Source organism: Streptococcus entericus DSM 14446, assembly GCF_000380025.1.
Taxonomy (GTDB): Bacteria; Bacillota; Bacilli; order Lactobacillales; family Streptococcaceae; genus Streptococcus; species Streptococcus entericus.
In genome coordinates this window covers 258,558-279,348 of the sequence record NZ_KB904155.1, presented here as the reverse complement: position 1 = coordinate 279,348, position 20,791 = coordinate 258,558, and the positions used below count along the sequence as shown (strand labels likewise).

Genomic DNA, 20,791 nt, shown 5'->3' with positions numbered 1-20,791 from the left:
GTGTCGATACTACATGACCAATCAAGCTAGTGCAAATCATAGCCAAAGTTCCATAGAATTTGGCGGGATGATTTGCCTTGCGTGCCTCACCACCCTAGGCGATAATCAAATAAAGAAAAAGAAAGGGACTTTCAGTGGAACAAGCAAAAATTGATCGAATCAATGAATTGGCTCGAAAGAAAAAAGCCGAAGGCTTGACGGAAAGCGAGCTGGCTGAGCAGGCTGCCCTGCGTGAGGAGTACATCGAAGGCTACCGACGCAGCGTGCGTACCCATGTGGAGGGGATTAAGATTGTCGATGAGGCTGGCAATGATATCACCCCAGAGCGCCTACGGCAAGTGCAGCGTGAGAAGGGCTTGCATGGCAGAAGTCTTGACGATCCAAATTCATAAGCATAAAAACCGTGGGCAAGTTTACCCACGGTTGATTTTATTCTTTTTCCCCAACGCTAATGCGATTAAGAGCTCGTTGCAAGGCGACTTTAGCGCGTTCAATCTCATGAGTCTGATGACGCAACTCGGCTTCGGCGAGTGCTCGTTCTGCACGAAGTTTGGCTCGTTCTGCACGACTAACATCAATATCACGGTCACGCTCAGCTGAATCAGCAACAATGGTAATCAGATTATTCTTGATTTCGATAATCCCACCGTTAACGGCTACCCAGTCTACATGGCTATCATCATCAATTCGCCGAATCTTAACCTCATGTACCTCTAGGGGCGCAATTGTATTGGCGTGATTTGGTAAAATCCCCATCTCACCTGACCGCGTACGGATAGTGATAAAATTGGCATGATGATCATATTTGAGCCCGTCTGGTGTGACAATCTGAACGGTCATTGGTTCTTTTTCCATAAACGGTCTCCCTAGTAGCCCATTTTAGCAGCTTTTTTGACCACATCTTCGATTGGGCCAACGTTTCTAAAGGCATCTTCTGGTAGATGGTCGTATTCTCCATCAAGGATAGCCTTGAAGCCTCTGACGGTCTCTGCTACTGGGACGTAAGAACCAGGCTGTCCAGTGAATTGCTCGGCGACGTGGAAGTTTTGTGACAAGAAGAATTGAATCCGACGCGCACGCCCAACCAAAATTTTCTCATCTTCTGATAACTCGTCCATACCAAGGATAGCAATAATATCCTGTAACTCACGGTAGCGTTGGAGTACACGTTGCACCTCAGTGGCAACCGCGTAATGCTCTTCTCCAACAATTTCAGGAGAGAGGGCACGTGAGCTGGAAGCTAACGGGTCAACCGCTGGGTAAATCCCCATCTGTGTCAGACGACGCTCCAAGTTGGTTGTTGAGTCCAAGTGCGCAAAAGCAGTTGCTGGCGCTGGGTCAGTGTAGTCATCCGCAGGGACGTAGATGGCCTGAATGGAGGTTACAGAACCTTTCTTGGTAGAAGTAATCCGTTCTTGCAGTTGCCCCATCTCGGTCGCAAGGGTTGGTTGGTAACCCACCGCAGACGGCATCCGTCCTAGGAGGGCAGAAACTTCTGACCCTGCCTGTGTAAAGCGGAAGATGTTATCAATGAAAAGCAACACATCCTGCCCTTCTACATCACGGAAGTATTCAGCAATGGTCAGACCTGTCAGGGCAACCCGCATCCGAGCGCCTGGTGGCTCGTTCATCTGACCAAAGACCATGGCAGTTTTCTCAATAACACCAGATTCTTTCATCTCCCAATAAAGGTCATTTCCCTCACGGGTACGTTCACCAACACCTGTAAAGACAGAGATACCTCCATGTTCTTGGGCAATATTGTTAATTAGCTCCTGAATTAGAACGGTTTTACCAACACCAGCACCACCAAAGAGACCTACCTTACCACCTTTCAGGTAGGGGGCTAAAAGGTCGATGACCTTGATGCCTGTCTCCAAAATCTCTGAAGAGGTCGCCAGCTCATCAAAGGCTGGGGCTTTTTTATGAATGGGCTCGCGCTTGGTGTTTTCTCCAAAGGGCGCTTCCAAATCAATGGTATCTCCCAAAACGTTAAAGACTCGGCCGAGTGTCTCCGGACCAACGGGTACGCTGATAGGGCGACCAGTGTCTAGCACCTCGAGCCCTCGCTTTAGACCGTCTGTCGATTCCATAGCGATGGTGCGCACCACACCATCCCCAAGCTCCAGAGCAACCTCCAGAACGATTTTCTGCTTTTTATCGCCATCTTTATAAACCACAAGAGCGTGGTTTATTTCAGGTAGCTTATCGCCTGCGGCGAACACCACGTCCACTACTGGACCAACTACCTGAGCAATTTTACCTGAACTCATATTTTTTCCTCAATTTTACTAAGTCTTCTCGTCTGTCACAAAGCTGTTACTGATGTTCTTTGGAAAATAGCAGAGCTGACCACCAACTGATTATCTGCTCTGCCATTTCTCAACAGCTACTTATTCCAGAGCGTTAGCTCCTGCGACGATTTCAGTGATTTCCTGAGTGATATTGGCCTGTCTGGCACGGTTATACTGGATAGTCAAGTCCGTGATAATCTGCTTGGCATTGTCAGTTGCAGTCTGCATGGCCGTCATGCCTGCCGCATGCTCAGCGGTTTTGGCATCAACGATGGCTCCATAAATCATGCTCTCTGTGTACTGGGGCAAGAGTTGCTCCAAAATCGCCTCACGATTTGGCTCAAGGTCAAAACTATTGAGCCGTTCACTGTCGGCCTCGTTGGCATCCAAGTCCGTGATGGGCAACATCTGCTGTACCCGAACTTGACTGGTCAAGCTGTTGACATGGTGGTTGTAGCAGACGTAGAGCTCATCAAAGAGCCCATTGACATACATATCGACCGAACGAGAGATGATCCGTCCAACCTCTTCAAAACTAGGTTGGTCAGCCAAACCACGCAATTCAAAAGCAACCGGCATGTTTCTAGCCTTGAAAAAATCAGCACCGACACTGCCAATCGCAATCAGGCTGTAGTCCTGACCATCTGGATGGTAATCCCGAATCAAGTCCATCATGGCCTTAAGGATTTTGGCATTGTAGCCACCGACTAGACCACGGTCTGAGGTGATCACGATGTAGCCAGACTTTTTAATCTCACGAGAAGCCAGCATGGGGTTGTCGGACCCAGTCACCAACTCGGTTTGCAACAAGTCTGTTGTAATTTGGCGAATTTTGCTGGCGTAGAGTTGGAAATCACGGGCAGCAGCCTCTGCTTTGACCAGCTTAGCAGAAGAGACCATTTTCATCGCTGAGGTAATCTTACTGGTCTTTTCCGTTGACTGGATTTTCGCCTTAATGTCACTAAGCGATGCGGTCATGCTATCCTCCTACTAGGCTTGATAAATGGACTGTGCTTTAAAGGCTGAGATGGCATCATCCAGCACTGCCTCATCTGGCAAGTCCTTACTGGTTTTAATATTATTCAAAATATGGTCAAAATGGGTATCAAAATAAGCGTACAAGTCCTCTTCAAAGGCTGAAATATGATTTACTGGCACATCATCCAAGAAACCATGAGTGAGTGCATAGAGGATAAGGACTTGCTTCTCCATAGGGAGTGGCTTATGCAGAGGCTGTTTGAGCACTTCAACTGTTCGACGACCGCGGTTGAGCTTAGCCTGAGTCGCTGCATCAAGGTCACTACCAAACTGAGTAAAAGCCTCAAGTTCACGATAGGAAGCCAAATCTAAACGCAGGGTACCGGCTACTTTTTTCATGGCCTTGGTTTGAGCAGAGCCACCGACCCGAGATACGGACGACCCTGCATCAATGGCTGGTCGGATACCAGAGTTGAAGAGGTTTTCTTGTAAGAAAATCTGACCGTCTGTGATTGAAATGACGTTAGTGGCGATATAGGCCGAGATGTCGCCTGCCTGAGTTTCGATAAATGGCAGAGCAGTGATAGAGCCACCGCCCAGTTCATCAGATAGTTTGGCTGAGCGCTCCAAAAGACGACTATGCAAATAGAAGACATCCCCTGGATAAGCTTCACGTCCTGGCGGACGACGAAGTAAGAGCGACAGCTCACGATAGGCTACGGCCTGTTTTGACAAATCATCGTAGACGATGAGGACATGCTTGCCTTGATACATGAGCTCTTCAGCCATGGCAACTCCAGCGTAAGGCGCAATGTAAAGGAGTGGTGATGGCTGTGACGCTGAAGCGGTCACGACAATTGTGTAGTCCAGTGCGCCGTATTTCCGAAGAGTTTCGACTTGAGTTCGAACGGTTGACTCTTTTTGTCCGATGGCAACGTAAATGCAGACCATATCCTGCCCTTTTTGGTTGAGGATAGCGTCAATCGCCACGGATGTTTTACCTGTTTGACGGTCACCGATAATCAGCTCCCGTTGCCCACGACCGATTGGCACCAAGGCATCAATCGCCTTAATCCCTGTCTGAAGGGGCTCAGAAACAGATTTGCGCTCCATAACACCAGGAGCAGGCACTTCGACAGGACGAGTACCTGTTGTTGCAATCTCGCCTAGACCATCGACCGGTTGCCCCAAGGGATTTACTACCCGACCAATTAAAGCCTCGCCGACAGGTACTTCCATAATTTTACCTGTTCGTTTAACCATGTCGCCCTCACGAATACCTGAAAAAGGCCCCAAAATAATGATGCCGACATCGTTGCTCTCTAAATTTTGTGCCATGCCATAGACACCGTTCTCAAATTCCAACAGTTCCCCACTCATGGCTTCGTTCAGCCCGTGGGCACGGGCAACCCCGTCCCCTACATAGGTCACAACCCCAGTCTCGGTAATGTTAAACCGTGGCTGGAATTGCTGAATCTGTTGACGAATTAATTGGCTGATTTCTTGTGTGTTAATAGACAAGGTCATACCACCTTTTCTTCTTAGATTAGTTCTTTCGCTTGTTGAACCCGTCGCACATTAGCGTCTAGTTTCTTCTCTCAATTCTTGTAATTGGTGGCGGATACTGGTGTCAATCACCTGGTGATTGGCTTCTAGGATAAAGCCACCAATAATAGCAGGTTCAACCTTTTCCACCAAACGCCCCCGGATCACACCCAGACGGCGTTTTGCCAGGGACATAAAACGCTCTTTTTCTTGGTCCGTCAAGCTCACTGCAGCAGTGACATAAACCTCAACCTCTTCTTGCTCATAACCCAAGAGTTCATAAACTCGAGTTAAAATCGGATAGAGATAGGCCTCCTGAGAGGCGGATAAAATCTGCTCAAAGAGGCTGTTTAGAATATCCAGACTAGACTCCCCAAGCGTCCGTGCTAACTGCAACTTGTCCTCATGGCTGAGTGACAGATCAGAAAAGTAAGCCTGCAACTGGTGCTCTTCAAAAATTTGTAATAAGAGACTGACTTGCTGGTTGAGCTGACCGACCTCTTGACGAGACCTAGCCAAACGGAGGAGATTTTTAGCGTGCCGATCCACCAAGGCTTCCACTTGATTTGCCATTAGCCTTCTCCTAATTCATCTAAATAGCGGTTGATCAGGTCATGCTGGGCACTGTCGTCCAACTCCTGTCCGAGAATTTTTTTAGCCACGTCAAGCGACAATTGACTAATTTCCTGACGAGACTCGCTGACTGCTTTTTGGCGTTCAGCCGCAATATCTAGACGCGCTTTTTCCTTAACTTGCTGGGCATCAATCTTGGCGTCACGCAAGATACGATCTGCCTGAGACTGGCTTAGGGTTTTGGCTTCTGACACGATACGGCTGGCTTCGATTCGAGCGTCACGTAGCGCTTCCTCGCGCTCTTTAACCAAGTTTTCAGATTGGTCGCGCAAGCTTTTTGCCTTATCCAAATCGCCAGAAATCTTAGCCGCACGATTATCCAAGGTACTGGTCAATTGCTTCCAAGCGAAGGTTCTAATCAGGAAAAATAGCAGAGCGACCGAGCCAGTCACGATGATAAAGTTACCCCAGAGCAAGCTCATCGGGTTAGTTGACAACAAAAACATAGATACTCCTAACTATTGAGCTTTTTACCCAAGTAAATGGATACCAAGAGGGTAAAGACATAGGCTTGGATAAAGGAAATAAAGACTGAGAAAGCTGTCCACAGCATGTTGAGCAGAATAGCGACTGGCCAGAGAGCCAAGTGGGCATCACCCAACATCAAAATCAAATCCATGACCACCTCACCAGCAAAGATGTTACCGTAGAGACGCAAAGCCAATGAAGCGACATTGGTTACCTCTTCAAGGATATTCATCGGTGTCATGGCTGGTGGCGTCACAAATTCTTTCAGATAAGCCTTAAGACCGCGTTGCCGAATAGCCTCCACGTGGATAATAATGGTCATCAACACTGCCAAACCAAGGTCATAATAGATGTTGGCCGTTGGCGAGGTGACAAAGTTAGTCCCGTGAGAGGTTTGCACCTTGGTCAAGAGACCGATATTGTTGGCCAGAGCTAAAAAGGTAAAGACCGTAAACAGCAGGAGGCTATACTGCCGACTGTAAACAGGTCCTAGGTTTTTCTCAGCGATATTAAAAACAAACTCGTAGCAGTACTCCAGCAGATTTTGTTTTCCTGTCGGACGCAGTTGCATCTGACGACTTGACCAAAAGACCCAGCCAAAAATGGCGACAACAATCACCAAAGACATGGTTAACAAGACCAGATCAAAACTGACTGGCCCCAGGGTCAGGGTCGGGGAGTCATGTGTTCCCATCTCATTCACCTCATTTTTTAATTGTTAACTGGCTTACTTGAGGAAGAAGGCCATAGCCAAAGTGACAAAGAATGTTCCTTCAATGAAGGCGACACCCAACATCATAATCCCACGCAATTGGTCAATAATCTCTGGCTGACGAGACGCCGCCTTCATCAAGGAACCAACGAGGAAGCCCTCACCAAGGCTTACGCCCAAACAGCCCAAACCGAGTGCCAAAATACCAAGATTCATGATAGAATTCTCCTTAAACATTTTTTACTTATCTAGTCTAGTCCTATTTTCAAGGTTTGTCAATGAAAAACACATGCTTTTTCAGGTTTTTTTAACCATTACTGACCTTTAGGAAAAGTATTTTCAAACTGTCTTCCTATTAAATTAAACCACATTTTAACTTGTATGCTAACGTTTAGGAGACAGGGAGGTCATGCAGGCAGGGTTTTCTTGGGGAAAAGCTTTAAAATCGTGTTATAATAGTGTCATGAACCAACTGATTAAACATAAGCTCGAGCTCCTGCCAGATAGTCCAGGCTGTTACCTCCACAAGGACAAGCAGGGGCAGATTATCTATGTCGGCAAGGCTAAAAATTTGAAAAACCGTGTCCGCTCTTATTTCCGTGGTAGCCATGACACCAAGACCGAGCTCTTAGTGTCAGAGATTGCGGATTTTGAGTTTATCGTGACAGGGTCAAATACAGAGGCCCTGCTCCTCGAAATCAACCTGATTCAAGAAAACAAGCCCAAGTTCAACATCAAGCTCAAAGATGATAAGTCCTATCCTTTCATCAAAATCACCAACGAAACCTATCCGCGTTTGCTCATCACCCGTCAGGTCAAGCGAGATGGGGGGATTTATTTTGGTCCATATCCAGACAGCGGTGCAGCCAATGAGATTAAAAAACTCTTAGATCGGATTTTTCCGTTTAGGAAGTGCACCAACCCACCTGAAAAGGTTTGTTTTTACTACCATATCGGGCAATGCCATGCCCATACGATTTGTGGGGTGACGCGCAGCTATTTTACCCAGATGGCAGAGGATGTCAAAGGCTTCCTCAATGGTCGAGACGACAAGATTTTGGAGGACTTGCGGCGCAAGATGGCTGACGCTGCCAGTTCGCTTGAGTTTGAGCGGGCGGCAGAGTACAGGGACTTGCTGTCCAGCATTGCGCTATTGCGCACCAAGCAGCGGGTCATGAGTGCCGACATGCAAGACCGTGATATTTTCGGCTATGCGGTGGACAAGGGATGGATGAGCGTGCAGGTCTTCTTTGTCCGTCAGGGCAAGCTCATCGAGCGCGATAGCCAGCTTTTTCCCTACTACAATGACCCAGACGAGGACTTTCTGACCTATATGGGGCAGTTTTATCAGGACAAGCGGCACTTTCTGCCTAAGGAAATCTTTATCCCGCAGGGGATTGACGAGGAGCTGGTACGTGCTATCGTCCCGACCAAAATCATCACCCCTCAAAAAGGGGAAAAAAAGCAGCTGGTGAACCTCGCTGTCAAAAATGCGACCGTCAGCCTTCAGCAACAATTTGACCTAGCGGAAAAAGACTTGCTCAAGACCCAAGGGGCGATTGAAAACTTAGGCAAACTTCTTGGAATTGCCACGCCCTATCGCATCGAGGCTTTCGACAACTCCAATATCATGGGAACCTCACCTGTTTCTGCCATGGTCGTTTTTGAAAATGGCAGAGCCAAAAAGTCCGATTACCGCAAGTACAAGATTAAGACCGTTGCTGGACCAGATGACTATGCTTCCATGCGAGAGGTCATCGAGCGGCGCTATAGTCGAGCGGTGCGAGAGGGGACGGTATTGCCTGACCTCATCATCATCGACGGTGGGCAAGGACAGGTCAATGCAGCTAAGGCTAGCCTGGATAAGCTAGGTTTGTCCATTCCCATCGCAGGCCTGCAAAAAAATGACCGCCACCAGACCCATGAATTGCTCTTTGGACAGCCCTTAGAGGTAGTGGATTTGCCCCGCAATTCACAGGAATTTTTCCTCCTCCACCGTATCCAAGACGAAGTGCACCGCTTTGCCATCACCTTCCATCGCCAAGTTCGCAGCAAAAACAGCTTCTCTTCACAACTCGACGGCATCGAAGGGCTGGGTCCCAAACGCAAGCAGCTTCTCCTCAAGCACTTCAAAAGTATCACCGCTATCAAAGAAGCCACTGTCGAAGATATCCGCCAGCTAGGCATTCCAGAGCAAGTGGCGGAGAGGGTGTTGGAGAAATTAGGAGAAAAACATGAAAAATAAGTAGATCTTTTTAGGACTGGGAATCCTTGTTTATCACTGGAGTGGGTGTTCGCCTCAAGCCTCGACATCGCTTGGGATGGTTGCTCTACCTTGCCATACTGCTGTTATTGCCTATCTTGCTGGGATATTGTATTCTTTCAATTTTGGATAGTAGTCATTGAAATGTTGGCTTTTTATGCTGATGTTATGCTATAATGGTCATATCACCTTCGGAGGACATTCCTTGAAATTTTTAGAATTGAATAAAAAGCGGCATGCTTACAAGACCTTTAACGATAAGCCTGTCGATCTTAAAGATATTCGCACAGCTATCGAAATTGCGACCTTGGCTCCGTCGGCCCATAATATGCAGCCATGGAAATTCGTCATTGTGACGGATAAGAAAGACCAACTGGCAACTCTGGGGTTCAGAGCCAACGGTGAGCAAATCCGTCAGGCTAAGGTGGTTATCGCTCTTTTTAGTGATACCGATTTGCCTAAGCGTGCCCGCAAGATTGCACGGATTGGCGTTCATAGTTTGGGGGATGAGCAACTGGCTAGATTTGCTCAATCCTATCCTAAGCTTTTTGAACAGTACGATCAGGCAACAACCAGCGACTATCTGGCCTTTAACAGCGGTCTAGTTGCCATGAACCTGGTCATGGCGCTGACGGATCAAGGTTTTGCCTCAAATATGTTGCTTGGTTTTGATAAATCAGCCATCAATGAAGTGCTAGATATCGACAGCCGTTTCCGTCCAGAACTCTTGATCACGGTTGGTTACAGCGACGACAAGCCAGAGCCGAGCTACCGCTTACCTGTTGATGAGGTGATTGAGCACCGTTAGGAGGATAAGTGAGGCAGTTCCTGTGTCTCTTGGTCACATCCAGTGAATAGCTCTGCCATTTTCCCCCAAAAAAAACAGTAAAAAAAGATAAGTCAGGCAAATAGGCAGGCTTATGCGGATAATTTAGATAAAAGGAGAAAACATGACAATTAACTTTCAAGCAGAAGTAGAAAAACGTAAAGACGATCTTTTGGCGGATTTGACCGCTATCCTCAGCATCAAGTCTGAGCGTGAAGACGACAAAATCTCGCCGGAGCACCCTTTTGGACCTGGTCCAGTCCGTGCGCTGGAGCATTTCCTGGCCATGGCGGAGCGTGACGGTTATCCGATCACCAATGTTGACAATTATGCTGGACACTTCGAGTTTGGCGAGGGAGATGAGGTGCTGGGCATCTTTGGACACTTGGATGTGGTGCCTGCAGGTTCGGGTTGGGACACTGACCCTTACACGCCAGTGATTAAGGACGGTCGCCTCTATGCTCGGGGCTCGTCTGATGACAAGGGACCAACTATGGCCTGCTACTACGGTCTCAAAATCATCAAGGAACTGGGCTTGCCAACCTCTAAAAAAGTCCGCTTTATCGTTGGTACTGATGAAGAGTCTGGCTGGCAGGATATGGATTACTATTTCGAGCACGTCGGTCTGCCTCTGCCTGATTTTGGCTTTTCACCTGACGCGGAGTTTCCGATTATCAACGGTGAAAAAGGCAACATTACGGCCTATCTTCACTATGCTGGGAGCAATGGCGGAGCAGTGACCTTGCTCAGTTTCCAAGGCGGTCTTCGGGAGAACATGGTGCCTGAGTCAGCCACCGCAGAGCTGACAGGTCTTGACTTGGCAAGAGCTCAGGCGGCCCTTGCAGACTTCCTGTCTGCCCACCCAGAGGTTCGTGGTGAGGTTACAGGTGATGATCAGCTGACCATCACTATCCATGGCAAATCAGCCCACGGCTCAACCCCAGAAGAGGGTGTTAACGGTGCGACCTATTTGGCTAAATTCCTGACCCAGTTTGACTTGGCAGGTGCCGCTAAAGACTACATCACTATCATTGCTGATAAACTTCATCAAGATTTCTTGGCGGTCAATTTAGGAGTCGCTCATAGCGATGAGCGCATGGGTGACTTGAGCATGAACGCTGGTGTCTTTAGTTTTGAAGCTGACAAAGCAGACAACACCATCGCCCTCAACTTCCGCTATCCAAAAGGAACTGATCCAGAAACCATTAAGGCTCAGCTGGAACAGCTGGCAACTGTTGAGAAAGTGACCTTGTCAGACCACGGTCATGTGCCACACTATACCCCTCTGGAAGACCCGCTGGTGCAGACTCTGTTGTCTGTTTACGAGAAGCAAACTGGTCTCAAGGGGCATGAAATGGTTATCGGAGGCGGAACTTTTGGTCGTCTGCTCAAGCGTGGGGTCGCTTATGGGGCCATGTTCCCAGATTCCATCAACACCATGCACCAAGCGAACGAGTTTATGGCGTTGGATGATATCTTCCGCTCAGCAGCCATCTACGCAGAAGCTATCTATGAGTTAATCAAATAAAATCATCAGTTGTTGCCAAACATTAAACACTAATTTCTGCGCCTATGAGCAGTGATTTTAGTCGAATGTGGGAATAAGAACACAAAAACGAGACTGGGACAAGCATCCTAATCTCGTTTTTGTATTCTCGTCAATGACCAAGATGAGTGTTGTGTGCAACAAAGTTTGGGGGTAAACTAGGGGTGTAAAGAACTCGCCTACCTCTAATCTGCTGGGACATAAGCCATAAAATTCTTTTCTCGATCTGCCATGGACATGGTGAAGTAGCGTTTACCGGAATTCAATGTGGCGATAGCAGCCATGTCCTCTGCGGTTAATGTTATGTCAAAAATGTTAAAATTTTCCGCCATGTGAACAGGATTAGTTGTTTTAGGAAAGACAATATAACCTTTTTGCAGATGCCATCTGAGAATGACTTGAGCCGGTGTTTTGTTTAAGCGTTCAGCAATTTTTAAAACAACTGCTTCATTGAGTAAGGCAGGATCTCCGTGTCCAAGAGGGTACCAGCTCTCAAGGACTGTCCCATAAGGGGCAATGTGAGCGGCTAAATCATCCTGAGGGAAATAGGGATGAGCTTCCACTTGTAAGGCAGCAGGCTTGATGTCAGCTTTAGTCAACACCTCATCTAGACGCTCATCTTCAAAATTAGAGAGACCGATAGAGCGTACTTTTCCAGTCTTGACTGCGGCTTCCATGCCTTTATAGGCGCCTATGTAATCGCCGATAGACTGATGCAGTAGCAGGAGGTCGATGTAGTCAGTTTGCAAACGATTGAGCATTTTATCAATTGCAGTCTGACTTTCTTGCTCACCGTATTCTGTCGGCCATAATTTGGTGGTGATAAAGATCTCCTCGCGGTTCAGTCCGCTGTCAGCGATAGCTTGTCCGACGCTTGCCTCATTTTGATAGGCGTGAGCTGTGTCGATGTGGCGATAACCTAAATGTAGAGCTGTCCGAACAGCCTCATAAGTTTCCTGACCTGGAGCCATGAGGTAGACGCCCAGACCCATTTGTGGCATGTGATACCCAGTATTTAATGTTTTATATAGCGGTGTAGTCATTTGTCAGTCTCCTTTCCTAGTCTATCTGCTTAGTCAACTTTGGTCCACATAAAGTGGGACTCACGACTAGCGATCAACCAGTTACCATCAATTTTTTCATAATAATCTTGGTAGCGGACACCTGATGTCCTTGTGACCTCTTTGCCATCTTGATTTGTGATCAAAACGACCTGACAATAGGAGATACCTTGGGCATGATTGTTATCTTGAAAACTAACCGTTTACTGACCATTGAGGTGGTAAACGCTATGGAAAAGGTCAAGGTAGTCGCTAAAGGCCTTGCCGATTGCCTCCTTACCTTCTGAGACAAATTTTTGGTCGCCATTGATGGAGACAACCTTAGCATCTTCTTTGAACAGCTTCATCTGAGCACACACGTCTTTGGTGTCTGCTAGATTTGAAAAGGTATCTACTAATTCTTTTAAAGCCAATCGGTTGGCAATTTCTGTGTTTGTCATCAATTTACTCCTTTATATATAATGTTCGTCTGTATTGACGTCTCGTATTATCTTGGTAAAAATATGTCAGCTTATGTTGAAGTTCTCTAACCAACCAGCTACCACTGACCACTTTATCTTTGGAATAAGCTTTTGCTAGCTACAGACTCTCTAATTAGCCGCATGACAAGGGCAATACTCTCTTTTTCCTCATGACAATGAGAACTCCTAATATCAAAAGCAAGGCAGATTAGCTGACGGCTCGCCATATCTGTCAGCCAGTTCTCATCGGTCTTTTTAGTTGGCTCAGATAGCTATCATGAGCAACTTTCTCTGGTTATAGAGGGGGACAATAACCCCTAAATTGTCCTGTTTCGGTTGGTTATTGTTAAAATCTTGGGTACTGTGAGGGTCTCTAGCCGTATTCAGATAGCCTACGACTTCCGATCTATCTAGCCCCTGATTTTCCGGTCATCTGCTGGTCGCCATCTTCCATCTATTTTTTCGAAGGCTAGGTCAAAATCCATCCGCCAGACCTTGCGAAAGCCATAGATACGGGCATCTGTTTTAGCCTTGGTGTGCAATATGGCAGTGCTGTCGGACAAAAAGGTCACCGTTTCAGACTCAGGCAGGTAACTATAATAGCGGAAAACTCCCGATTTAATGTCTGCCAAAAACTCATCTCTTGCTTGGTAGCGACCACCTGTATGGCGAAAGTAATGATTTTCAGGATAGATCATCTCTAGGAGAGGGATGTTTTTAGTGATGTAAGCCTCCCAAATTTGGTGTTGCAAGGCGATGATGGCCTCTTGGTCTGTTTGTGTCATCAGAACCTCCTTAGTTTTGATGATTTTATTATAAAAGCCCATTGCTGTTAGGACAATGGGCGATTGTTTTGATGTTGAGGCTTATGCCACACTTTTTGAAAATTAGTGGACTAATCTTGATGCAAGAGAGCAGAAATTCCTGTTTCAGTCAGTAAAACAGACGTTTGGATAACCTCCTCTAAAGGCGTCACTTTGCCCTCTTCTACCCATTGGCGGTAGATGGACAGGGTGGTTTGCTGGATAAAGTTGAGTAGGCTGATTTTTTGAAAAGGAGATAAGGCTTGAACTTGGGGGGACTGCGACCAAGTCTTTGCCATCACCATATCAATCATGTCCTGCCGAATGTCTGAATAGGTGGAGTGACTGATGGTAATCTTGTCGTAGGCCGGACCTTGTTGGGCTGAGAATTCAAAGAATGCTCGCTGGATGTTCTCTAAATCATCTGGGAGCTTGAAATCTCGAATGAGCTGGATATAGGACTGGGCATAGGTTTCCTGCATTTCCGCTAATAAATCATCTAGGGTTGGATAATAGCGGTAAAAGGTTTTCTTGTTGATTAGGGCTAATTTAGCTAGTTCAGTTACCGTGATTTTGTCATAGTCCTTTTGACAAATCAGTTCTTCAAAGGCTTGATAAATAGCTGAAATGGTTCGTTTCACCCGTAAATCTTCGTTTCCTGTTAGTTGCATAAGACTCCTTTCCAATAGTTTCGCAGATGCTTTTGATTAGGCAGAAGGAACGTCCCTACTGGACAAACATGGCATCACCGAAGCTAAAGAAACGATAGCCTTCGTCGACCGCGTGCTTGTAGGCATCGAGGACAAATTCCCGTCCTGCAAAAGCAGACACCAGCATGACTAAGGTTGACATGGGCAGGTGAAAATTAGTCGAAAAAGAATCCACAACGGTAAATGTATAGCCTGGTTTGATAAAGATATTGGTCCAACCGCTGTCAGCTTGGAGCTTGCCACCATATTTTTGTCCGATGGTCTCTAGGGTACGAATGGAGGTTGTGCCGACGGCAACGATACGACCACCAGCAGCTTTGACCTGATTGAGGGTATTGGCTGCTTCTGCTGTCAGCTGGTAGAACTCCGAGTGCATATCATGGTCGTCCAGATTTTCCACAGAGACAGGGCGAAAGGTTCCCAGTCCGACGTGTAGGGTCAGCTCGACCAGATGAACCCCCTTGGCTTTAATGGCTGTCAGCAGCTCTGGTGTAAAGTGCAGTCCTGCAGTTGGGGCTGCCGCAGAGCCGTTTTCCTTGGCGTAAACGGTTTGGTAGCGATCTTTATCTGCTAGCTTTTCATGGATATAGGGAGGTAAAGGCATTTCACCGAGGCTTTCCAGCACCTCAAGAAAAATCCCATCGTAGCTAAACTCGACAATCCGTCCACCGTGCTCCAGCTCTGCTATGATGGTCGCAACCAAGCGACCGTCCCCAAAGCTAACCCTTGCCCCAGTCTTGAGGCGTTTAGCTGGTTTGGCCAGCACCTCCCAGCAGTCCCCTTCCGTGTTTTTGAGGAGCAAAAGCTCGACATGGCCTCCTGTGTCAGGCTTTTGCCCGTAGAGGCGGGCAGGCAAAACGCGGGTGTTGTTCATGACCAGAGCGTCACCAGGGTTGAGTTGGTCGATGATGTGGTCAAAGCTGGTATCGGTCATCTCCTTGCTAGCACGGTTGATGACGAGGAGGCGTGAGGCATCACGTTGTTCCAGCGGTGTCTGAGCAATCAAGTGCTCGGGTAAGTAAAAATCAAAGTCTTTCGTATTCATGGTTTTCATTATAGCACATTTTAGCCTAAAAATAAGATGAAAGCCTTGACAAAAATTGGTCTATACCATATAATAGAGGTATCAATCGGTATAGACCAAAAGGAGACATCATGAAAATCATTCGTGTGAAGGATAGCGTTGAAGGCGGCAAGGTTGCTTTTGAACTGCTCAAGGAAAAATTAGCAGCTGGAGCTCAAACATTAGGACTTGCAACAGGCAGCACGCCAATCGAGTTTTACAAGCAAATCGTTGCCAGTGACCTTGATTTATCGGGGTTACGTAGCATTAACTTGGATGAGTATGTCGGACTGTCTGCTGACAACGACCAATCTTATCATCACTTTATGCACCAAAATCTCTTTCATGCTAAACCATTCAAGCAGAGCTTTTTGCCTAACGGCTTAGCGGAAGACTTGGACGCTGAAACCAAGCGCTACGATGCGCTTCTTGAGCAGTACCCTGTGGATTTGCAGATTTTAGGGATTGGCAACAACGGTCATATTGGCTTCAACGAACCAGGAACGCCTTTTGAAGCTAAAACACAGGTGGTTGACTTGGCTGAGGACACCATCAAGGCTAATGCTCGCTTCTTTGATGATGAAAGCGAGGTTCCACGCCAAGCCATTTCCATGGGCATCAGTAGCATTTTAGCAGCTAAGAGTATCATTTTGATGGCTTATGGGGCGGCAAAAGCTGACGCGATTGCTGGAATGGTCAATGGTCAGCCGACAACGGACCTGCCTGCCAGCAGCCTGCAAAACCATCCAGAAGTCTATGTCATTGTCGATGACGCAGCGGCTAGCAAGTTAGATTAAGAGTAGTAATGAGGCTGGGACGAAAGTCCTGGTCTTTTTAACAAGGCTTATGAGCTGTTCCAGATTGAACAAGAGAAATAACCAGTTAAAAGGTGGTCTGCTTATTTATAAGTGTTATGGCACTTCTTTTTCTTATTTTTTGACGAATAAGAAAATAGGAGGTGAAGAGGTGTTAGTCGCTATGCGTTCAGATGGTCGTCTGGTCAATGTTTTGGAGGAGGCTTGTTCCAAAAAAGAGACTTATCGGTGCCCTGCTTGTCAGGCACCTGTCTGTTTCAAGCAGGGGAAGGTCATGCGACCACATTTTGCCCACATTCGCTTGGCAGATTGTCAATTTTTCCATGAAAATGAATCCGCAGAGCACTTGGAATTAAAAGCCGCTCTCTATCGCAGTTTATCGGCCCACGGGATTTCAGTGGAGATTGAGGCAGTTTTGCCTGAGTTGGGACAGGTGGCAGATTTATTGGTTAATGGCAGCTTGGTTTTGGAAGTTCAGTGCAGTCGATTGAGCCTTGTGCGTTTAAGAGAGCGAACAGTAGCCTATCAGCAGGCAGGCTACCAAGTTATCTGGCTATTGGGAAAAAAGCTCTGGCTAGGGCAAACAGCCAGCCAACTTCATCGTCAGATGGCTAATTTTTCACAAAATATGGGAATTTATCTCTGGGAGTTGGATGCCGTTAAGCAGGAATTACGGTTGCGGTATTTGTTGCACGAAGACTTAACTGGTCGCCTGCAAGGGCTGGTGATGAGCCGCCCCTTAAGCGGTGATGTGATGGATTTTCTGCGGCAGCCTTTTGCCAGTCAGCGGTCTGCTCAGCTGACGGTAGATGTGTTAGCGGACCCCGCCACCTATGTTCAGCGGCAGCTTGTTCAGAAAAATACCAGATGGCTGGAGCGTCAGGCGCAAGCTTACACGCGAGGGGATAATCTTTTAACCTGGTCAGCGGCAGCTTTTTACCCTCAGGTGCAGCCTATGGCTGTGGAGGGGCTTGATTTGGGGCGATATTTGGCGCAATTTACAGCTTTTTATGAGAAAAATGGGGCAACGAGCAGACAAACCCTTTATCCTCCGCGATTTTATGCTATAATGGAGAACAGAACGATAGGAAAGGAACAATGATTTATGTCAGAAAATCGGACACATCTTGATGTCAAGCACACTTGGGACTTGACCACTATTTTCCCAACAGATGAGGCGTGGGAGGCAGAGTTTGAAGCTTTACAGACTGATGTTGAATCAGCAGTAGCGTATCAAGGGCATTTGCTGGACTCGGCAGCCAGTCTTTTGGCCATTACGGAGGCTCAGTTAGGCTTAGCGCGTCGCATCGAAAAACTCTATGTCTATGCTTCCATGAAAAATGACGAGGACACGACGGTTGCGAAGTATCAGGAGTTCCAAGCTAAAGCACTGTCAGTTTATGCGGCATTCAGTGGAACGTTTGCTTTCTATGAACCAGAGTTTATGACCATCACAGATGAGCAGTACCAGGAGTTTCTGTCAGAAGAAGCAGGACTTGCGCTTTATAAGCACTATTTTGAGCGCTTATTCCAACAAAAAGAGCATGTTCTATCACAGGCAGAAGAAGAGCTACTGGCTGGCGCTAGTGAGATTTTTAGTTCCGCATCCGAGACCTTCTCCATTTTAGATAATGCGGATATTCTTTTCCCAACAGTACCAGATGGTGAGGGTGGTGTAGTCGAGTTGACTCATGGGACTTACATCAAATTGTTGGAAAACAAGGATCGTGACGTTCGCCGTGAGGCCTATGAAGGCTTGTATAGTGTCTATGAGCAGTTCCAACACACCTATGCCAAGACGTTACAAACCAATGTCAAAGTCCACAATTATAAAGCTAAGGTTAGAAAATACGCTTCTGCCCGTCAAGCAGCTTTAGCAGCAAACTTTATCCCAGAGTCAGTTTATGAGACCTTGGTGGAAACAGTTAACAAACACCTGCCCTTGCTTCATCGCTACATCAAGCTCCGTCAGGATATCCTTGATTTGCCTGACCTCAAGATGTATGATCTTCTAACCCCGCTGTCAGAAACTGACCTCTCAATGACCTATGAGGAAGCGTTGACCAAGGGACAAGAAGTCTTGTCTATTTTTGGAGAGGATTATGCCCGTCGGGTTAAGGAGGCGTTTGAGAACCGTTGGATTGATGTTCACGAGAACAAGGGCAAGCGCTCTGGTGCCTATTCTGGTGGGTCTTACGACACCAACGCCTTTATGCTCCTCAACTGGCAGGACAACCTCAACAACTTCTACACCTTACTCCACGAGACGGGTCACAGCATGCACTCCATGTACACCCGTGAGAACCAGCCGTATGTGTACGGTGATTACTCTATTTTCTTAGCAGAGATTGCCTCAACGACTAATGAAAACATCCTGACGGAAGCCCTTCTGCAAGAAGTCACTGATGAGAAAGTTCGCTTTGCTATTCTCAACAACTACCTTGACGGCTTCCGTAGCACCATCTTCCGTCAAACTCAGTTTGCAGAGTTTGAAGATGCTATCCACAAGGCTGATCAGGCTGGTGAAGTGTTGACCAGTGACTACCTCAACAAGCTCTATGCGGATATCAATGAGAAGTACTACGGTCTCTCGGCTGAGGACAATCCGCAAATTCAGTATGAGTGGGCGCGTATTCCGCACTTCTACTATAACTACTATGTTTATCAGTATGCAACAGGCTTTGCGGCTGCTAACTTCTTGGCAGACAAGATTGTCTATGGCACACAAGAGGATAAGGATAAGTATCTGGACTACCTCAAGGCTGGTAACTCAGATTACCCACTCAACGTCATCAAAAAAGCTGGTGTTGATATGGAAGAAGTGGACTATCTTGAAGCAGCCTTCGCTGTTTTTGAGAAACGCTTGATCGAGTTGGAAGAGTTGGTTGCAAAAGGTGCACACAAATAGATGATAAAAGGGCGGCTGAATGCCCTTTTCGTTAAGGAGGGATAACCGATGGACATTAGACGATTAGCAATAACTGATGAGGTTGCTTTTCTCGATTTTAACCGCCTTTTGGTGGCGGAACGTGAGGCTGGAAATGTTTTTGTGGAAACTCAATTAGTCGAGGACTTCAAGACTTTCTACGAAAAGACCAGACGAGAGGAAACAACAACTGCCAACCCTGACTGGTCAACGTCAACTAATTACTACGCCTTTATCGATAATGAGATAGCTGGACGAATCGGTTGTCGTTGGGAGTTAGATAAGGGGGATTTAGCGACTGTGGGTGGGCATATCGGCTATGTTACCTCACCCAAGTTTCGTCAGCAGGGGGTTATGAGGACTCTGCTCCGCTATGCCCTTGACCGCTACGAGGAAAGAGGAATTAACCGTATCTTTATCACTGCTTTGGCGGACAATCTGCCCAGTTGCAAGACGATTGAGAGTGTCGGCGGTGTGTTGCAGGACATTATCACTCTTAAGGACGGAAAAACCTTAGCCCGCTATTGGGTGACGAGATAAGAAAACCCCACTCTCAACTATCTATCGAGAGTGGGGTTGATTTTAGCGCTCAGATACAGCTGTAAACCGTTGGCGGATGAAACGGGCGTTTTCCAGCTCATCAACCATGGCCAAGGCGTAGTCGGCATAGCTGATGTAGCTCTCGCCAGCAGCGTTGAGAATGAGTTCTTCGCCACCTAGCTGATATTGACCAGTTGCTCTGCCATTGTCATCAAAATCTCCTGCTGGGCTAAAGAAGGTCCAAGCAAGGCCAGAGAATGTTCGTAAGATAGCGAGAGCGTCAGTCATAGCCTTAGCTAAGGGGTAGAATTCTGCTGGGAAATCGGGGGTGTCGAGCAGTTGAAGAGTGTGTTTATCATCTACATAGAGGCTACCTGCACCACCGACGATAATCAGGCGTGTAGTGCTAGTGGATAAGAGTTGTCCTAGATGACGAATATCTTCCGAAAAAAGTGGAAACGTTTCTGGGGTCCAATAACCAACGGCGGAAACGACAGCGTCAAATGGAGCTAAATCATCTATTGTCAACTGGTGAATAGATTTTTCAATCACAGAGAGGAGATCCGTTTTTTGAGCATCGCGGACGATGGCTGTGACCTCATGACCGCGCTTGAGGGCTTCTTGAGCAATGCGTTTGCCAGCTTTGCCGTTGGCACCGATAATGGCAATTTTCATAGAGTCTACCTACCTTTTTTGACAAAATTGTGTTATAATCGATTACACCACTATTTTAACAAGTTAGTAGAAAATAGCAAGTAGGTTTTTTATAGATAGTTAGTATCTTTTTGGGTAGAAATGGATGATATCAAGGAGAAAAAGATGGAATTATTTGGCAAGTGCCCCTTTGTAACCACGCAAAAACTCATTTCAGGGAAATGGGCGATTTTGATTTTGCATCATTTGGATGGACAGACCAAGCGATTTGGGGAACTCCAACGAGATCTGGGAGAAATTACCCAATCCACCCTGACCAAGCAATTACGCTATCTAGAAGACGAGGGCTTGATTACACGAACGGTTTACCCAGAAGTCCCGCCTCGGGTTGAGTACAGCTTAACAGCGATTGGGCAGGAATTTCACGCTGTCTTGGAGCAAATCGAGGTCTGGGGTGGGAAGTATATTAGAACACTCAAAGAGGGAAATTAGA

Annotated in this window: 23 protein-coding genes and 1 pseudogene; 9 read left to right on the top strand and 15 right to left on the bottom strand. The window is 47.0% G+C overall.

Going from position 1 to position 20,791, the window contains the following annotated elements; translation table 11 throughout:
• Positions 1-134: 134 nt before the first annotated feature.
• A complete protein-coding gene (locus A3GW_RS0101355) occupies positions 135-392 on the top strand; it encodes a DUF896 family protein (protein WP_018367526.1) in 258 nt (85 codons plus the stop codon).
• 37 nt (positions 393-429) lie between these two features.
• Here the strand turns inward: A3GW_RS0101355 and A3GW_RS0101350 are convergent, their stop codons facing one another.
• The 8 genes from A3GW_RS0101350 to A3GW_RS0101315 all read right to left on the bottom strand — a co-directional run bounded on the left by A3GW_RS0101350 (position 430) and on the right by A3GW_RS0101315 (position 6,846).
• Entirely contained in the window at positions 430-855 is a 426-nt protein-coding gene (locus tag A3GW_RS0101350; protein WP_018367525.1) for a F0F1 ATP synthase subunit epsilon, read from the bottom strand.
• Positions 856-866: 11 nt separating this feature from the next.
• Positions 867-2,273: a F0F1 ATP synthase subunit beta gene (gene atpD / locus A3GW_RS0101345; protein ID WP_018367524.1), complete on the bottom strand. Its 1,407-nt coding sequence runs from the start codon at positions 2,271-2,273 to the stop codon at positions 867-869.
• 120 nt (positions 2,274-2,393) lie between these two features.
• Positions 2,394-3,272, bottom strand: coding sequence for a F0F1 ATP synthase subunit gamma (locus tag A3GW_RS0101340; protein WP_018367523.1), 879 nt, complete (start codon positions 3,270-3,272; stop codon positions 2,394-2,396).
• A 12-nt stretch (positions 3,273-3,284) separates the two neighbouring features.
• On the bottom strand, positions 3,285-4,793 hold the full coding sequence (gene atpA / locus A3GW_RS0101335; RefSeq protein ID WP_026216536.1) for a F0F1 ATP synthase subunit alpha: 1,509 nt from the start codon (positions 4,791-4,793) through the stop codon (positions 3,285-3,287).
• Positions 4,794-4,850: 57 nt separating this feature from the next.
• Positions 4,851-5,390 (bottom strand): F0F1 ATP synthase subunit delta, encoded by a 540-nt coding sequence (locus tag A3GW_RS0101330; protein WP_018367521.1) that lies wholly within the window; start codon positions 5,388-5,390, stop codon positions 4,851-4,853.
• The gene (gene atpF / locus A3GW_RS0101325; RefSeq protein WP_018367520.1) at positions 5,390-5,896 is read right to left on the bottom strand and encodes a F0F1 ATP synthase subunit B; all 507 of its coding nucleotides are present in this window, start codon (positions 5,894-5,896) and stop codon (positions 5,390-5,392) included. The genes A3GW_RS0101330 and atpF overlap by 1 nt, the downstream gene beginning before the upstream one ends.
• Before the next feature lie 8 nt (positions 5,897-5,904).
• A complete protein-coding gene (gene atpB, locus A3GW_RS0101320) occupies positions 5,905-6,612 on the bottom strand; it encodes a F0F1 ATP synthase subunit A (RefSeq protein ID WP_018367519.1) in 708 nt (235 codons plus the stop codon).
• 33 nt (positions 6,613-6,645) lie between these two features.
• Complete coding sequence (locus A3GW_RS0101315; protein ID WP_018367518.1) at positions 6,646-6,846, bottom strand: F0F1 ATP synthase subunit C; 201 nt, start codon at positions 6,844-6,846, stop codon at positions 6,646-6,648.
• A gap of 247 nt (positions 6,847-7,093) precedes the next feature.
• Between A3GW_RS0101315 and uvrC the strand changes: the two genes are divergently transcribed.
• The 3 genes from uvrC (at position 7,094) to pepV (ending at position 11,247) form a co-directional block, all read left to right on the top strand.
• The gene (uvrC, locus tag A3GW_RS0101310) at positions 7,094-8,875 is read left to right on the top strand and encodes an excinuclease ABC subunit UvrC (protein ID WP_026216534.1); all 1,782 of its coding nucleotides are present in this window, start codon (positions 7,094-7,096) and stop codon (positions 8,873-8,875) included.
• Positions 8,876-9,098: 223 nt separating this feature from the next.
• Complete coding sequence (locus A3GW_RS0101305; RefSeq protein ID WP_018367516.1) at positions 9,099-9,701, top strand: nitroreductase family protein; 603 nt, start codon at positions 9,099-9,101, stop codon at positions 9,699-9,701.
• Positions 9,702-9,843: 142 nt separating this feature from the next.
• Entirely contained in the window at positions 9,844-11,247 is a 1,404-nt protein-coding gene (pepV, locus tag A3GW_RS0101300; RefSeq protein WP_018367515.1) for a dipeptidase PepV, read from the top strand.
• 203 nt (positions 11,248-11,450) lie between these two features.
• Here pepV and A3GW_RS0101295 read toward each other — a convergent pair whose 3' ends face one another.
• From A3GW_RS0101295 to queA, 6 genes and pseudogenes are all read right to left on the bottom strand, one after another.
• On the bottom strand, positions 11,451-12,308 hold the full coding sequence (locus A3GW_RS0101295; RefSeq protein WP_018367514.1) for an aldo/keto reductase: 858 nt from the start codon (positions 12,306-12,308) through the stop codon (positions 11,451-11,453).
• A 29-nt stretch (positions 12,309-12,337) separates the two neighbouring features.
• Positions 12,338-12,514 (bottom strand): annotated as a pseudogene (locus tag A3GW_RS12150) (nuclear transport factor 2 family protein); the annotation flags it as partial.
• Positions 12,515-12,529: 15 nt separating this feature from the next.
• Entirely contained in the window at positions 12,530-12,766 is a 237-nt protein-coding gene (locus A3GW_RS12145; RefSeq protein ID WP_018367512.1) for a nuclear transport factor 2 family protein, read from the bottom strand.
• Between the two features lie 431 nt (positions 12,767-13,197).
• Positions 13,198-13,572 carry a nuclear transport factor 2 family protein gene (locus A3GW_RS0101285; RefSeq protein WP_018367511.1) on the bottom strand — a complete coding sequence of 125 codons (375 nt, stop codon included), beginning with the start codon at positions 13,570-13,572 and terminating at the stop codon, positions 13,198-13,200.
• A 110-nt stretch (positions 13,573-13,682) separates the two neighbouring features.
• On the bottom strand, positions 13,683-14,261 hold the full coding sequence (locus tag A3GW_RS0101280; protein WP_018367510.1) for a TetR/AcrR family transcriptional regulator: 579 nt from the start codon (positions 14,259-14,261) through the stop codon (positions 13,683-13,685).
• Between the two features lie 55 nt (positions 14,262-14,316).
• Positions 14,317-15,345, bottom strand: coding sequence for a tRNA preQ1(34) S-adenosylmethionine ribosyltransferase-isomerase QueA (gene queA / locus A3GW_RS0101275; protein WP_026216533.1), 1,029 nt, complete (start codon positions 15,343-15,345; stop codon positions 14,317-14,319).
• A gap of 110 nt (positions 15,346-15,455) precedes the next feature.
• On the opposite strand from queA, the gene A3GW_RS0101270 reads away from it, so the two are divergent.
• The 4 genes from A3GW_RS0101270 (at position 15,456) to A3GW_RS0101255 (ending at position 19,644) form a co-directional block, all read left to right on the top strand.
• The gene (locus A3GW_RS0101270; protein ID WP_018367508.1) at positions 15,456-16,160 is read left to right on the top strand and encodes a glucosamine-6-phosphate deaminase; all 705 of its coding nucleotides are present in this window, start codon (positions 15,456-15,458) and stop codon (positions 16,158-16,160) included.
• 169 nt (positions 16,161-16,329) lie between these two features.
• Complete coding sequence (locus A3GW_RS0101265; protein WP_026216532.1) at positions 16,330-17,280, top strand: competence protein CoiA; 951 nt, start codon at positions 16,330-16,332, stop codon at positions 17,278-17,280.
• Between the two features lie 3 nt (positions 17,281-17,283).
• Positions 17,284-19,086, top strand: coding sequence for an oligoendopeptidase F (gene pepF, locus A3GW_RS0101260; protein ID WP_018367506.1), 1,803 nt, complete (start codon positions 17,284-17,286; stop codon positions 19,084-19,086).
• Between the two features lie 48 nt (positions 19,087-19,134).
• Positions 19,135-19,644 (top strand): GNAT family N-acetyltransferase, encoded by a 510-nt coding sequence (locus tag A3GW_RS0101255; RefSeq protein WP_018367505.1) that lies wholly within the window; start codon positions 19,135-19,137, stop codon positions 19,642-19,644.
• A 42-nt stretch (positions 19,645-19,686) separates the two neighbouring features.
• Here the strand turns inward: A3GW_RS0101255 and A3GW_RS0101250 are convergent, their stop codons facing one another.
• On the bottom strand, positions 19,687-20,319 hold the full coding sequence (locus tag A3GW_RS0101250) for an NAD(P)-dependent oxidoreductase (RefSeq protein ID WP_018367504.1): 633 nt from the start codon (positions 20,317-20,319) through the stop codon (positions 19,687-19,689).
• A 144-nt stretch (positions 20,320-20,463) separates the two neighbouring features.
• Between A3GW_RS0101250 and A3GW_RS0101245 the strand changes: the two genes are divergently transcribed.
• A complete protein-coding gene (locus tag A3GW_RS0101245) occupies positions 20,464-20,790 on the top strand; it encodes a winged helix-turn-helix transcriptional regulator (RefSeq protein WP_018367503.1) in 327 nt (108 codons plus the stop codon).
• The last annotated feature ends 1 nt before the right edge of the window (position 20,791 follow it).

What these genes read in the sequence shown, in the direction of transcription:
- A3GW_RS0101350 (WP_018367525.1), bottom strand. Translation starts at nt 855, where the DNA reads ATGGAAAAAGAACCAATGACCGTTCAGATTGTCACACCAGACGGGCTC.
- atpD (WP_018367524.1), bottom strand. Translation starts at nt 2,273, where the DNA reads ATGAGTTCAGGTAAAATTGCTCAGGTAGTTGGTCCAGTAGTGGACGTG.
- A3GW_RS0101340 (WP_018367523.1), bottom strand. Translation starts at nt 3,272, where the DNA reads ATGACCGCATCGCTTAGTGACATTAAGGCGAAAATCCAGTCAACGGAA.
- A3GW_RS0101330 (WP_018367521.1), bottom strand. Translation starts at nt 5,390, where the DNA reads ATGGCAAATCAAGTGGAAGCCTTGGTGGATCGGCACGCTAAAAATCTC.
- atpF (WP_018367520.1), bottom strand. Translation starts at nt 5,896, where the DNA reads ATGTTTTTGTTGTCAACTAACCCGATGAGCTTGCTCTGGGGTAACTTT.
- atpB (WP_018367519.1), bottom strand. Translation starts at nt 6,612, where the DNA reads ATGGGAACACATGACTCCCCGACCCTGACCCTGGGGCCAGTCAGTTTT.
- A3GW_RS0101315 (WP_018367518.1), bottom strand. Translation starts at nt 6,846, where the DNA reads ATGAATCTTGGTATTTTGGCACTCGGTTTGGGCTGTTTGGGCGTAAGC.
- uvrC (WP_026216534.1), top strand. Translation starts at nt 7,094, where the DNA reads ATGAACCAACTGATTAAACATAAGCTCGAGCTCCTGCCAGATAGTCCA.
- pepV (WP_018367515.1), top strand. Translation starts at nt 9,844, where the DNA reads ATGACAATTAACTTTCAAGCAGAAGTAGAAAAACGTAAAGACGATCTT.
- A3GW_RS0101295 (WP_018367514.1), bottom strand. Translation starts at nt 12,308, where the DNA reads ATGACTACACCGCTATATAAAACATTAAATACTGGGTATCACATGCCA.
- A3GW_RS12145 (WP_018367512.1), bottom strand. Translation starts at nt 12,766, where the DNA reads ATGACAAACACAGAAATTGCCAACCGATTGGCTTTAAAAGAATTAGTA.
- A3GW_RS0101285 (WP_018367511.1), bottom strand. Translation starts at nt 13,572, where the DNA reads ATGACACAAACAGACCAAGAGGCCATCATCGCCTTGCAACACCAAATT.
- A3GW_RS0101280 (WP_018367510.1), bottom strand. Translation starts at nt 14,261, where the DNA reads ATGCAACTAACAGGAAACGAAGATTTACGGGTGAAACGAACCATTTCA.
- queA (WP_026216533.1), bottom strand. Translation starts at nt 15,345, where the DNA reads ATGAATACGAAAGACTTTGATTTTTACTTACCCGAGCACTTGATTGCT.
- A3GW_RS0101270 (WP_018367508.1), top strand. Translation starts at nt 15,456, where the DNA reads ATGAAAATCATTCGTGTGAAGGATAGCGTTGAAGGCGGCAAGGTTGCT.
- pepF (WP_018367506.1), top strand. Translation starts at nt 17,284, where the DNA reads ATGTCAGAAAATCGGACACATCTTGATGTCAAGCACACTTGGGACTTG.
- A3GW_RS0101255 (WP_018367505.1), top strand. Translation starts at nt 19,135, where the DNA reads ATGGACATTAGACGATTAGCAATAACTGATGAGGTTGCTTTTCTCGAT.
- A3GW_RS0101250 (WP_018367504.1), bottom strand. Translation starts at nt 20,319, where the DNA reads ATGAAAATTGCCATTATCGGTGCCAACGGCAAAGCTGGCAAACGCATT.
- A3GW_RS0101245 (WP_018367503.1), top strand. Translation starts at nt 20,464, where the DNA reads ATGGAATTATTTGGCAAGTGCCCCTTTGTAACCACGCAAAAACTCATT.